4 protein-coding genes are annotated in these 14422 nt (G+C 72.0%); all 4 read left to right on the top strand.

The genetic code is table 11. The features are described 5' to 3' along the window. Positions 1–62 precede the first annotated feature (62 nt). From AB0B91_RS06695 to AB0B91_RS06680, 4 genes are read left to right on the top strand one after another with little or no spacing between them, the layout of a single operon-like run. Positions 63–1472: an AMP-binding protein gene (locus AB0B91_RS06695; protein WP_358316718.1), complete on the top strand. Its 1410-nt coding sequence runs from the start codon at positions 63–65 to the stop codon at positions 1470–1472. Between the two features lie 2 nt (positions 1473–1474). Beyond that, positions 1475–2959, top strand: coding sequence for a condensation domain-containing protein (locus AB0B91_RS06690; RefSeq protein WP_358316715.1), 1485 nt, complete (start codon positions 1475–1477; stop codon positions 2957–2959). After that, entirely contained in the window at positions 2956–9069 is a 6114-nt protein-coding gene (locus tag AB0B91_RS06685) for an amino acid adenylation domain-containing protein (RefSeq protein ID WP_358316712.1), read from the top strand. Before AB0B91_RS06690 ends, AB0B91_RS06685 begins: the two co-directional genes overlap by 4 nt. Further along, complete coding sequence (locus AB0B91_RS06680; protein WP_358316709.1) at positions 9066–14402, top strand: amino acid adenylation domain-containing protein; 5337 nt, start codon at positions 9066–9068, stop codon at positions 14400–14402. The genes AB0B91_RS06685 and AB0B91_RS06680 overlap by 4 nt, the downstream gene beginning before the upstream one ends. Positions 14403–14422: the final 20 nt, after the last annotated feature.

Below are 14422 nucleotides of genomic sequence, written 5' to 3'. Positions count from 1 at the left end.
GGGTTGACGCATTTGTGCATTTTTTCTAGCGTCTTGCGGCAGCCCGATAATAATTTTGGGGGGTGGTTCAGTCGGCTCAGACTGTTCCTGCTCTGCTGAGCTCACGAGCCGCCACCGACCCCGACCACGAGGCCCTCATCGTCGCCGGAACGGGCGGCCTGACACTCGGCGAGTGGGACGAGCGCTCCAACGCCGCCGCCCACGACCTGCTCGACCAGGGCGTACAGCGAGGTGACCGGGTAGCGCTGGTGTTCGGCGGCCGTGACTGGCTCGACTACGCGGTGAACTGGATGGCGGTGCTGAAGGCGGGCGCCGTCGCGGTGCCGCTGTCGGACCGCCTGGCCGCCCCGGAGCTCGCCCACCTGATCGGGCACTGCGGCGCGACCACGACCATCCGAAGCGGCGAAGAACTCAGAGGCCCGTCCGCACCCGTCCCCGTCGAGGTCGATCCGCTCGATCTCGCCCAGATCCTCTACACCTCCGGCACCACCGGGCAGCCCAAGGGCGTGGCGGCGAGCCACGCGAACCTCACCTCCCCGCCCGTCCACCCCAGACGCCGCCCGTTCGCTCACTCCCGGCATCTCGTGCACGCCTTCCCCATCGGCACGAACGCCGGCCAGGTCATGCTGCTCCACGCGCTGACCGCCGCGCCCACCGTGGTCACGCCGCCGCTGTTCACGCCGGCCCGCTTCGCGGCGCTCGTGGAGTCGTACGCGGCCGGGACCGTGTTCGTGGTGCCCGCGATGGCCATCGAACTGCTCGGCGCCCGCGTCCAGGACCACCACGACCTGTCGAGCGTGCTGCTGCTCGGCTCGGCCGCCGCCGCGCTGCCGCCGAAGGTCGCGGCCGAGCTGACCGAGGCGTTCCCGAACGCGACGGTCGCGAACTACTACACCTCGACCGAGGCCGCACCCGCCCAGACCATCATGATCTACGACCCCGACCGGCCGGGCGCGCTCGGGCACGCGGCCGGCAGCCTGAAGATCGCGGACGCCGACGGCGACCCGGCCGCGCCGGGCGAGACCGGTGAGGTATGGCTGCGCGCCGCCGCGCACTCCCGCGCCTACTACGGCGAGCAGCGGCACGACACCTTCCAGGACGGCTGGGTACGCATGGGCGACCTCGGCTACCTCGACGACGACGGCTACCTGCACCTCGTCGACCGGGAGAGCGACGTGATCAAGTCGGGCGCCTTCAAGGTCTCGACGATCCAGGTCGAGGCCGCGCTGCACGAGCATCCGGCCGTGTCCGAGGCGTCGGTGTTCGGGGTGCCGCACCCGGTCATGGGCATGGCGGTCGCGGCGGCGGTCGTGTCCCGCGAGCCGGTGACGCTGGCCGGCATCCGGGCCTTCCTGGCCGAGCGGCTCGCCCAGCACGAACTGCCCACCCGGCTGCTGTGCGTGGACGCGCTGCCCAGGAACGCCGCCGGAAAAGTGATCAAGCGAGAACTGCGCGGTATGGCAGAGGAGTGAGCATGGTCCTGGCATCGCAGGCACAGCACGGGATGTGGATCACCGAGGTGATGCACGGCACCGGCACGGCCTACCACATGCCGTTCGCCATGTGGTTCGACGGGCCGCTGGACCGGGAGGCGATGCTGGCGGCGTGCCGAGCGGTGCTCGCGCGGCACCCGGTGCTGAGCCGCGCCTTCGAGGAGCGCGACGGCTCGCTGCACCTGGTGCCCGCCGAGGCCGAGCCGCCGGTCGCGTTCGTCGTGGAGCCGGACCCGGCAGCGCTGATCGAGCGGGAGATCGCGCGGCCCTTCTCGCTGTCCGCCGGGCCGCTGGCCCGGTTCACGCTGGCGGAGGTCTCGGCGTCGCGGCACCTGCTGCTGTTCGTGGGGCATCACCTCGTCTTCGACGGCATGTCGAAGGACCTGCTCGTACGGGATCTCGCCGCCGCCTACTCCGGGGCGTCCGCTCCGCCGCTGCCCATGCCGTACGGGGCGGCGGAGAAGCCGTCGCCGGAGGCGGAGGCGTACTGGCGGGCCCGCTGGCACGAGGTGCCACAGGTGGTGATCAACGGGGTGGCCAGGACGCCACGGCTGGCCGAGCGCGGCGAGACCGTGCTGCTCGACCTGACCCACGACATGCCGGATTTATCCGGTGTGACGAGATTCGAGGTCTTCCTCGCCGCGGTGCACGCGCTGCTTCACCGGTACGGCAACGCCGACCCGTCCGTGGCGGTGGCCATGTCGACCAGGACCGCTGAGACCCGGGACCACATCGGCCTGTTCGCCACCGAGCTGCCCGTGTTCTCGTCCAGGTCCGGGGGCTCCTTCCGCGAACTGGCCCTGGGCCTCAGGAGCGAGTTACGCGAGCTGAACGCCTTCCGCGAGGTGCCCCTGGCCAGGGCGGTGGGCGGGATCAAGCCCCGGGTGGCGCTGGCCCCGGTGTCCATCAGCTTCCGGCGACGCGCGCCCGAACAGGTCTTTCCCGGGCTGGAGCTGTCGGTGGAGTGGAAGATGTCCAACCACATGGTCAGGAACGTCCTCCACCTCCAGGCGGTGGACGGCGACGACGGGCTGCGGCTGACGCTGCACTACAGCCCGGAGGTCATCGCCCGGCAGGACGTCGAGCTGGCCGGGGAGCACCTCAGGAAGGTGCTGCGGGCGGTCGCCGAGGACCCGGACGTACGGGTCGCCGATCTGCCACTCCCGGTCGCCGCCCAGGTCACCACCGCGGCCACTCCCCTGACCGTGCCGGATGCCGCCCCGGTGGCCGGCGAGGCCGAGGCGGAGTTGGTCGAGCAGGTGCGGCTGATCTGGATGGAGGTCCTGCGGATGGACCACATCGCGCCGGACGAGGACCTCTACGACCTCGGCGGGCATTCGCTGACCATCACCCAGATCAGTGCGCGGATCAGGAAACGGCTCGGGGTGGAGGTGCCGTTCGACGTGTTCCTCGACGATCCGACGATCACCGGGGTGGCGGCGGCCATCGGCGGGCTGCGGTCATGATCTCTCTGGGCCAGGAGCGGCTCTGGTTCCTGCAGCGGCTCGATCCGCTGGACGCGGCCTATCGGGTGGCGGTGGTGCGGCGGTTGCGGGGGGCGCTCGACGTCGAGGCGCTGACGGGGGCGTTCGGGGATGTGGTGGGGCGGCATGAGTCGTTGCGGACGAGGTTCCCCGACCAGGACGGCCTGCCGGTCGCGGTGATCGACCCACCGGGCGCGGTGCCGGTGGAGCTCGTGACCTTTGAGCGACCGGTGCTCGACGAGGTCATGCGGCTGCTCGAAGAGCGGGCCAACACGCCGTTCGACCTCGCCGCCGCGCCGCCCCTGCGGATCACGCTGGTCCGGTTGGCGGACGACGATCACGTGCTGTGCGTGGTGCTGCACCACATCATCGGCGACGGCTGGTCCCTGAACGTGTTGATGGACGACCTGGCCGCCTTCTACCTCGCCCGCACGGAGGGCGTACCGCTCTCGCTGCCCGAGTTGCCCGTCCGCTACGCCGACTACGCCGACGAGCAGCGGGTCTCCGACGCCGACGTCGAGTACTGGACGGGCAGGCTCGCCGGGGCGCGGCCGCTGGAGCTGCCCACGGACCGGCCGCGTCCCGCCCAGCGGAGCAGCGCGGGCGACGAGGTGGGATTCGACCTGTCGCCCGAGGTCGCCGGGGCGCTGTCCCGGCTGGCCAGGGCCGAGCGCTCGACGGTGTTCATGGTGTTGCTGGCCGCGTACCAGGTGCTGCTGGCCAGGCATGCCGGGCAGGACGACATCGTGGTCGGCTCACCTACCGCCGGTCGCGACCGGCCGGAGCTGGAGCCGATGGTCGGGCTGTTCGCCTCCACGCTGGTGCTGCGGGGGGATCTGTCCGGGGATCCGCCGTTCGCCGAGTTGCTGCGCCGTACCCGCCGTACCGTGCTGGAGGCGATGGCACATCGCGAGGTGCCGATCGAGCGGGTGCTGTCGGCGCTCGACATCGAGCGCGATCTGTCGCGGACGCCGCTGTTCCAGGCGATGCTGGCGCTGCACAACTCCGCAGTGGGGTACGCGGAGGCGGAGTCGTTCGCCGGGATGGAGAGCCTGCCGTTCGCCCACGGGGCGCCGCCGGCCATGGTGGACCTGCGGATGGATCTCTGGCCGTCGGGCGGGGGGTGGCACGGTGCGCTCTTCTACAGCACCGAGCTGTTCGACCGGGAGACGGTGACGCGGCTCGCGGCCCGCTTCCAGACGTTGCTCGCCTCGATCCTCGCCGCCCCCGGGGCTCGGCTGTCGGAGCTGCAGCTGCTGCCCGCCGCCGAACGCGAGCTGCTCGACCGGACCTGGAACAGCACCGCCCTCGAAGTGCCTGCTGGGACCGTCGTGGACCTGGTCATGCGGCAGGCCGGGCTGCGGCCGGACGCGGTCGCGGTCTCGTGCGGCGAGAACCACCTCACCTACGCGGCCCTCGCCGCGCAGGCGCTGCGGGTCGCGGGTGAGCTGCGGGCACGGGGGGCTGGGCCCGGATCCGTGGTGGCCGTCCGCCGGCGGCGGTCGGTGGAGCTGCCCGGGATCCTGCTCGGCGTGATGCTGTCGGGCGCCGCCTATCTGCCGATCGACCCCGCGCTTCCGGCTGACCGGGTGGCGTACGTGCTGGCGGATTCGGGAGCCCGGTTCACACTGGACGACCCCTCTGTTGTCGCCCCTGAGTCCGTCGGCCCTGGGCCCGACTGCGGGTCGGCCGCCTACGTGCTCTACACCTCCGGCTCGACCGGTCGCCCGAAGGGGGTGGCCGTGCCGCACTCGGCGCTGGTCAACCTGCTGGCCGGGATGGAGCGGCTGCTCGGCGCCCGGCCGGCGGACGTCTGGCTGGGCAGTACCTCGCTCTCCTTCGACATCGCGGGGCTGGAGCTGTACCTGCCGCTGGTGACCGGTGGGCGGCTGGTGCTGGCCGATGACGAGACCGTGCGTGACGGTGCCGCGCTGGCCGGGCTGATCTCCACAGCGGGCGTCACGCACGTGCAGGCCACCCCGTCGGGCTGGAACATGCTGCTCTCCGCCGGGCTCGACGCCTCCGGGCTGGTGGCGCTGGCGGGTGGCGAGGCACTGCCGCTCGCGCTGGCCAGGCGGCTGCGGCGACGGGTGGCGCGGCTGTTCAACATGTACGGGCCGACGGAGACCACGATCTGGTCCACCGCCTGGGAGGTCCCCGCCGAGCCCGGCCGGGTGAGCATCGGGCGGCCGATCGCCAACACCCACGTCCACGTGCTCGACGGCTCCGGCGCGCCGGTGCCGATCGGGGTGCCCGGTGAGCTGGCGATCGGCGGGGCCGGGCTCGCGCTCGGCTACCTGGGCAGGCCGGACCTGACCGCCGAGCGCTTCGCGAACGGCCTCTACCGGACCGGCGACCGGGTCAGATGGCTGCGCGACGGCACCCTGGAGTTCCTCGGCCGGGGCGACGGCCAGGTGAAGCTGCGCGGGCACCGGATCGAGCTGGGCGAGATCGAGACCGTGCTGGAGTCGCATCCGGACGTCCGGCAGGCGGCTGTCGTCGTCCACAGAGAGGAACTGGTCGCCTATGTGGTGACCAACCGAACCGCTGGGCCGATGGACCGCGCGGCCGACTCGTCCGACCTGCTTGAGCACGCGGCCGGGTGGTTGCCCGCCTACATGGTGCCCGGGGTCGTGGTGACGCTTGACGCGTTGCCGATGACGGCCAACGGCAAGGTCGACCGGCTGGCGCTGCCCGAGCCGGCGGGGCCCGTGGCGGGACGGGGTGGCAAGCCGCGTACCGCCCGGGAGCGGCAGGTGGCCAGGATCTTCGGCGACGTCCTCCGGATCGGTGACCTCGGCGCGGACGACGACTTCTTCGCCTTGGGCGGGCACTCGCTGCTGGCCACGCAGGTGATCGCCCGGCTGGAGGCGGCGGGGACGACGGTGCCGTTGCGGACGCTGTTCGGGCAGCCGACGGTGGCCGGGTTCGCGGCGACGCTGGAGGACCTGCCCGACGAACCGGGCCGCCCGCTCGCACCGCGACCGCCCGGCTCGCTGCCTCCGCTTTCGGCCGCTCAGGAACGGCTGTGGTTCCTCCACCGGCTGGATCCCGGCGATGCCTCGTACAACATGTACATCGTGCGCAGGCTCCGCGGCCCCCTCGACCCGGAGGCGCTGGGACGGGCGCTGACCGCGCTGCTCGCCAGGCACGAGTCGCTGCGCACGCGCTTTCCCGAGGTGGACGGGCGGCCGGTCGCCGTCGTCGGGCGCGCCGCGCCCGCCGCCGTCGAGCGGCTCGACGCGCGGGACGAGGCGGAGGCCCGCGCGCTGGTGGCCGCCCGCACCAATGCCCCACTTGATCTCGGTACGGCGCCGCCACTGCGGATCACGCTGATCCGTCTGGGCGGGGACGACCATGTGCTGTGCCTGGTGCTCCACCACATCGTCGCCGACGGCTGGTCGATCACCGTCCTTCTGAACGACCTCGCCGCGTTGTACGCCGAGTCAGAGGGCTTGGCGCCGCTGGTCGTACAGCATGGGGATGTCGCGCGTTGGCAGCGGGAGCAGGACGGGAGCGCGGCGCTGGAGTACTGGCGGGAACGGCTGGCCGATCCGCCCACGCTGGCGCTGCACACCGACCGGCCGCACACGCCGGGGCCCGCGCGGGGTGACTTCCATCTGCTGGACATCCCCGACGAGCTGGCCAGGGCGCTGGACGCGACGGCGCGGAGGCAGCGCAGCACGTTGTTCATGGTGCTGCTGACGGCGTATCAGGTGCTGCTGGCGCGGCACACCGGACAGACGGACATCCTGGTCGGCTCGCCCACCGCCGGGCGGGGCCGGGTGGAGCTGGAGCCGATCGTCGGGTATCTCAGCACCACGCTGGTGCTGCGCGGCGACCTGTCCGGGGATCCGACGCTGGAGGAACTGCTGGCCAGGACGCGGCGGACCGTGCTGGACGCGATGGCGCATCAGGACGTGCCGTTCGAGCGGCTGCTGGCGGATCTGGATATCGAGCGGGACATCAGTAGGAAGCCGATGTTCCAGACGATGCTCACGTTGAACAGCCAGACGGCCGACGGGGAGCGGGATCGGCTCGGCGACGATCTGGAAATGTCGTACTTTGACGACGGTTATCGGCAGGCCAAGTTCGACCTGGTGGTGGAGGCTTGGCGGGCGCCGGGGCGGCTGCGGATGGCGTTCGGGTACGACGCGAGGCTGTTCGACGCGGGGACGGTGGCGGGGCTGGCGGAACGGTTCGCGGTGCTGTTGCGCGGGATCGCCGACCCGGACAACCGGCACGCCCGCCTGTCCGCCCTGCCGATGCTCACCACCGCCGACGCCGCACTGATCGCTTCGGCGAGCGGCGACGAGAACACCGAGTCGAGCACCCCGGATGTCGACGCGTCGGCCATCGGTGTGCCGGAGATGATCGCGGAGGCCGTCGCCGCCCATCCCGAGGAGACGGCCGTCGTCTGCGGGTCCGAGAGCGTGACCTACGGCGAGCTGGCCGAGCGGGTGTCCCGGCTGGCCGCCGAGCTGGCCGGGCGCGGCGCGGGCCCCGGCGACATCGTCGGCCTCCACCTCGGCCGGTCGATCGACGCGGTGGTGGCGATGCTGGCGATCTGGCGCACCGGAGCCGCGTACCTGCCGCTCGACCCCGCCTACCCCGCCGCCCGCCTCCAGCACATGATCACCACGAGCGGCGCCCGCCTGATCCTCTCGGACGACCTGACCACCACGGACAGCCCGCGCACCGGAGACCCCGGCCTCGCCTATGTCATCTACACCTCCGGCTCCACCGGCGCCCCCAAGGGGGTGGCGGTCGAGCACGCCGGCCTGGCCGCCCGGGTCCGGTGGATGCGCCACGAGTACGGCCTGCGGCCCGGCGACCGGGTCGTCCAGCTCGCCTCCCTCAGCTTCGACACCCACGCCGAGGAGCTCTACCCCGCCCTGACCACCGGCGCCACGGTCGTGCTGGTGCCCGACGGCGGCGCCACCCTGCCCGACCTGCTCGCCGGACGTCCCGACATCACCGTGCTCGACCTCCCGACGGCCTACTTCCACCACCTCGTGGACCTGATCGACGAGATCGCCTGGCCGCCGGCCCTCCGTCTGGTCGTCATCGGCGGCGAACAGGTCCACGCCACCTCCCTGACCCGCTGGCGGCGACGTTTCGGGGATCGGGTACGCCTGGTCAACACGTACGGCCCCACAGAGACCACGATCGTCGCCACCGCCGCCGACCTGACGGGCGAACCGGACCCGCACCCGCCCATCGGCCGCCCCATCCACGCCACCACGGTCCGCGTCCTCGACCCCCACGGCGCGCCCACGCCGCCCGGCGCCCCCGGCGAGCTGTACATCGGCGGCCCCGGCGTCGCCCGTGGTTACCTCGGCCTGCCGGAGCTGACGGCCCAGCGCTTCGTCCGGCTCCCGGACGGCGACCGGTACTCCCGCGCCAGCGACCAAGCGCGGCTCCCTGACGGCGGCCGCTACTTCCGTACCGGCGACCGGGTGCGGCTGCGCCCCGACGGGCTGCTGGAGTTCCTCGGACGCCTCGACGAGCAGGTCAAGGTGCGGGGCTTCCGCATCGAGCCGGGCGAGGTCGAGCACTGCCTGCTCGCGCATCCGGATGTGCGGCAGGCCGCGGTGGTCGCCAGGGACGGCGAGCTGGTCGCCTATGTCGTGGGCGAGGCGGCCGAGCTGTCCGAACACGTGGCCGGGCGGCTCCCGCCGTACCTGGTCCCCGCTCATTGGGTGGTGCTCGACGCGCTGCCGCTGACCGCGAACGGCAAACTCGACCGTGGCGCGCTGCCGGAGCCTGGCCGCGCCACCGGGACGGACGCCACGCCGCCGCGTTCGGACGCGGAGGAGCTGGTCGCCGACGTCTGGGCCGAGGTGCTCGGCGCGGACAAGGTCGGCGCGTTCGACGACTTCTTCGCGCTCGGCGGGCACTCGTTGCTCGCCATCAGGGTGGCGGCCCGGCTGCGGGCGATCGCGGGGGTGGATCTGCCGATCCGTACGCTGTTCGCCCGCCGTACCGTCGCCGAACTGGCGCGCGCCGTCGAGGAGGCGCTGGTGACGGAGGTGGCCGGGCTGTCCGACGAACAGGTGTTGAGCATGCTGGACCCGGAGGGCACGCCGTGACCGAGCTGACCGAGGCCCAGCGGGCGCTGCTGACCCAGCGGTTGCGGCGGCGCAGGAGCGTGCCGACGATTCCGGCGCTGCCGGACGGTCAGGCGCCGCCGCTGTCCTATGCGCAGGAGCGGCTGTGGTTCATGGAGCAGTACGCGCCAGGGAACCCCGCGCACACGATCCCGTTCGTCCGGCGGCTGCGCGGCCCGCTCTTCGCCTCTTTGTTGGGCGACGCGCTGAACCGGATCGCCGCACGGCACCAGCCGTTGCGGACCCGGTTCCCGGTCGGCGACGACGGGCAGCCCAGGGTGACGGTCTCGGCCGACAGCACGGTCCCGCTCACCATCTCCTCCGCCGACGACGCCGCCGAGGCGCGGGTTCTGGTCGACGGCTTCCTCGCCGAGCCGTTCGACCTGGTGACCGGCCCGGTGATCAGAGCTCTGCTGGTACGGCTGGCAGCCGATGACCACGTGCTGGCCATCGCCGTCCACCACATCGCGGCCGACGGCCGGTCCGCGAACGTCCTGCTCCGCGAGATCCTGACCTGCTACGACCGGGATCCCCTGCCCGAACTGCCCGTCACCTACGGCGACTTCGCCGCCTGGCAGCGCGCGCGGCCCGGCGGCGCGGACGACGTCGCCTACTGGCGGGAAAGGCTGGCCGGCCTGCCGCCGCTTGAGCTGCCGACGGACTTCCCCCGGCCGCCGGAGCTGACCTATCTCGGCGCGGCCCACCCTTTCGCGATCGACCCCGATCTGGTCGCGCGGCTGGACCGACTCGGGCGCGAGCACGGCGCCACCCCATACATGGTGCTGCTGGCGGCCTTCGCGGCGCTGCTCGGCCGGTACGCCGGGCAGGAGGACGTGGCGGTCGGTTCGCCCGTGGCCGGGCGGTCGCTGCCGGAGCTGGACGGGCTGGTCGGGTGCTTCATCAACATGCTCGCGATGCGGGTGGATCTGTCGGGCGATCCGTCGTTCCTGGAGTTGCTCCGCCGGGTGCGAGACCTGGGCATGGACGCCTACGAGCATCAGGAGCTCCCGTTCGAGCGGCTGGTGTCGGAGCTGAACGTGCCGCGGGAGGTGTCGCGGTCGCCGCTGTTCCAGGTCCTGTTCGCGATGCAGAACTACGGAGGTGGCGACGAGGCTTCCGGTGAGCTGACCGTCGAGGGATTCTCGCCGGGGGTGTGGGCCACCCGGTTCGATCTGGAGCTGTACACCGGAGGCGATGGTTCCTTCCTGTTCGTGTACAACGTCGCGTTGTTCACCGCTGAGCGGATCACGCGCATGGCCGGGCATCTCAGCACCCTGCTTGAGGGGATCGCGGCTGATCCGTCCGCCCCCTTCTCCACGATCGAACTGCTCACCGGTCCCGAACGCGAGGAACGGGAGCGGTGGAACGACACCGGGCTCGATCTCGGCGAACCCGGCCTGTTGCACCGTCCGTTCGAAGAGCGGGTGCCGTACGCGCCCGATGCCGTCGCGGTGGCCCACCCCGGCGGCGCGATCACGTACGCGGAGCTGGAGCGGCGGGCCGCGCTGCTGGCCGCCGAGCTGACGTCGGCGGGCGTGGGGCGCGGCGAGCTGGTCGCGGTCGTGATGGAGCGGGGGTGGGAGCAGGTCGTCGCGGTGCTGGCCGTCAACAAGGCCGGAGCGGCCTATCTGCCGGTCGACGCGGACCTACCGGAGCAGCGGCGCTTCGAGCTGATCGCCCGCGGTGAGTGCCGGGTCGCGGTGACCCAGCCGTGGCTGGACCTGACCTGGCCCGCCGACGTGACCCGCGTCCCGGTGACTCCGTCGGACGCTCCCATGGCCGCCACCTCCGAGTGCCCGGCGGCACCCCACGACCTCGCGTACGTGATCTTCACCTCGGGCTCGACCGGCACCCCCAAGGGCGTGATGATCGAGCACCAAGCCGCCCTGAACACCATCCGCGACCTCAACCACCGCTTCCACCTCGGCCCGGACGACCGCATCCTCGCCCTGTCGGCCCTCAGCTTCGACCTCTCCGTGTACGACGTCTACGGCGCCCTGGCCACCGGCGCCACCCTCGTCATGGGCGAGCCGTCGGCCGACAAGGACCCCGCCGCCTGGGCCCGCCTGGTCACCGAGCACCGCGTCACCGTCTGGAACTCCGTCCCCGCCCTCATGGAGCTCCTGGTCGACCACGCCGAGCACGAGGGCACCGACCTCAGCTCGCTGCGCCTGGTGCTGATGTCCGGCGACTGGATCCCGCTGACCCTCCCCGACCGGATCCGCGCCCTGGCCCCCGAGGCCGAGATCATCAGCCTGGGCGGCGCCACCGAAGGCTCGATCTGGTCCATCTTCCACCCGATCGGCGAGATCGAGCCGGGCTGGTCGTCGATCCCGTACGGCCGTCCGCTGGCCAACCAGTCCTTCCACATCCTGGACCGCGGCCTGTGCGACGTGCCCATCGGCGTGCCCGGCGACCTGTACATCGGCGGCGTGGGCGTGGCCACCGGCTACTGGCGCGACCCGGAACGAACGGCCGCCGCCTTCATCGTCCACCCCCGCTCCGGCGAGCGCCTCTACCGGACGGGGGATCTGGGCCGCTACAGCCCGGACGGCACGATCGAGTTCCTCGGCCGCGCCGACGCGCAGGTGAAGATCCGCGGTTACCGCATCGAACTGGGCGAGATCGAAACCCACCTCTCCCGCCACCCGGACGTGTCCGAGTGCGTGGTCACCACCTATGGCTCGGGCACCCAGGCCCAGCTGGTGGCGTACGTGGTGGGCCAGGTGGATCCGGTACGCCTGCGCGGCCATCTCGCCGAGACGCTGCCGGCGTACATGATCCCCACTCGTTTCGTCCCCCTCCCCCACCTGCCCCTGACCGCCAACGGCAAGGTGGACCGGCGCCGCCTTCCCGCCCCGACGTCACCTGCGGAGGGCGGGGGTGCGCACACCCCGCCGACCACGGAGGCGGAGCGCCTGGTCGCGGCGGTCTGGGCCGAAGTGCTCGACTCCGGCGCGGCCCTCGGGGTCGATGATGATTTCTTCGACGTCGGCGGCCACTCCCTGCTGGGGATCAAGGTGGTGGCCAGGCTGCGGCGAGTGCTGCCGCCCGGTGCGGCGCCCATCGCCGTGGTGGACCTGTTCAAGCACCCGACCATCCGCGAACTGGCCGCGCTCGTCGACGGCACCACCACCGCGTCGCGCGGGCTGCTGCACGAACTGACGCCGCGCCGGACCTCTCCCCCTGAGCTCACGTACGTCTGCGTCCCGTACGGCGGCGGTGCGGCGGTGGTCTATCAGCCGCTCGCCGACGCCCTGCCCGGCGCGTACGCCCTGTGGTCGCTGGCCATCCCCGGGCATGACGTCGGGCTGGACGAGGAGCGGCTGCCGCTGGACGAGGTGGCCGCCCGGTGCGTGAGCGAGATCCAGGAGAAGGTACGCGGGCCCGTGGCGCTGTACGGGCACTGCGGCGTGGGGTCCGCCCTGATCGTCGAGATCGCGCGGCGGCTGGAGGCGGAGGGGCGCGAGCTCGAAGCGGTGTACATCGGGGCGATCTTCCCCTTCGCCCGCCCGGGTAACGGGCCGATGGCGCTGCTGTCCAAGCTGGCCAGGCGCGAGTTCCTGCGCAGCGACCGGAGCTATGTCAACTGGCTGACGTCCATGGGCCTGGACATGGGCGACCTGGAGCCGGGGCAGGCCCGGCACATCATCAGGAACATGCGGCGCGACAGCGAGGCCGCGGAGGAGTATTTCACCGGGCTGTTCGAGGGCTCGGTGGAGCGGCTGCGGGCGCCGATCATCAGCGTGGCGGGCGAGCACGATCCGGCGACCGAGTTCTTCGAGGAGCGGTATCGCGAGTGGCACTTCCTCGCGCCCACGGCCGCCGTGGTGGAGCTGGACGAGGCCGGACACTTTTTCCTGAAATATCGGGCTGCTGAGCTCGCCGAGATCGTCACCCGTACCCACGTCGCCCTTGAGGATCCTCCTAGCGGTGAAAGCTGGCGGGTGCGGGAGGTGTCGCGGGACCGGGAACGGGCTGTCGCGACCGGGCCGCAGCCGAGTATGAAGCGGTTCATGGCCGTCGCCAGTGGTCAGTTGGTGTCCATCCTGGGGTCGGCGCTGACCGGGTTCGCCATTCCCCTCTGGATCTATCTGGCCACGGGCTCGCTGGCGCAGTTCGCCCTGCTGTCCGTGGTCGGGCTGGTCCCGGGGATGGTGGTGGCGCCGCTGGCGGGTGCGATCGTCGACCGGGGGAACCGGCGGGCCGTCATGCTCGGCGGTGACGCCGCCGCCGTCGGCACCCAACTCGTCTTCGGGGCGCTGCTCTGGACCGGGAACCTGCAGACCTGGCAGATCTACCCCCTCCTCGCGCTGCTGTCCGTGGCGCTCACGTTCCAGCGGCTGGCGTACACCTCGGCCGTGCCGCAGCTCGTCCCCAAGCGGTATCTCGGGCACGCCAACGGCATCGTGCAGATGGCCGGTGGCATGACGCAGTTGCTCGTGCCCCTCGCGGCCGTCGGGCTGATGGCGGTGATCGGGCTGGAGGGGATACTGGCGCTCGACGTGGCCAGCTACGTGTTCGCGATCGGGGTGACGTCGCTCGTGCGCTTCCCCGCCGCGATGGCCTGGCGCCGCAAGGAGCCGGTCCTGACGGAGATGGCGGCCGGGTTCCGCTACTCCTGGGGGAACCTGGGGTTCCGGCAGATGCTCCTCTACTTCGCGCTGCTGAACGTCTTCCTGTCGCCCCTGTTCCTGCTGATCTCGCCGCTGGTGCTCTCCTTCGGCACGCTGGACGACGTGGGCCGGATCTCCTTCGTGTCCGGGCTGGGGGTCTTCCTCGGCGGTCTGACCATGACGGCCTGGGGCGGACCGGGCCGGGGGCGGATGCGGGCGGTGCTGTGGTGCACGCTGGCGCTGGCGGGGTTCTGCCTGGTGACGGGGCTCCGGGCGGATCTGGTGACGATCGGGATCGGGGCGTTCGGGATGTCGCTCTGGGTGACGCTGCTGAACGGCATCTACGCCACGATCGTGCAGGTCAAGGTGCCGCAGCGGTTCCACGGGCGGGTGTTCGCGCTGAACACGCTGATCGCCTGGTCCACACTGCCGCTCGGCTTCGGCCTCGTGGCGCCGTACGGCGCGGCGGTCTTCGACCCACTGCTCGCCCCCGACGGCCCGCTCGCCCCGACCGTCGGAGCCCTCATCGGGACCGGCGCCGGGCGCGGGGTGGGGCTGATGTACGTGCTGTTCGCCGTGGCGATGGCGGTGCTCGCCGCGGTGGCGCTGCGCTCGCGGCTGCCGGGACTGCTCGACGGGAGCGCCGACGCGACTCCGGACGACCTGGTCGGGCTACAGGCTCTCGGGCGAAGTCTCTAGGGTCAAGGGCTCAACCGAAC

This window comes from Nonomuraea sp. NPDC049141 (genome assembly GCF_040648415.1).
In the GTDB taxonomy this organism is placed as follows: domain Bacteria; phylum Actinomycetota; class Actinomycetes; order Streptosporangiales; family Streptosporangiaceae; genus Nonomuraea.
Note: the sequence above shows the minus strand (reverse complement) of the source record. Positions and strands in the feature narration are given on the sequence as shown.

Coding starts and splice junctions, on each gene's coding strand:
- AB0B91_RS06690 (WP_358316715.1), top strand. CDS start 1,475: ATGGTCCTGGCATCGCAGGCACAGCACGGGATGTGGATCACCGAGGTG.
- AB0B91_RS06685 (WP_358316712.1), top strand. CDS start 2,956: ATGATCTCTCTGGGCCAGGAGCGGCTCTGGTTCCTGCAGCGGCTCGAT.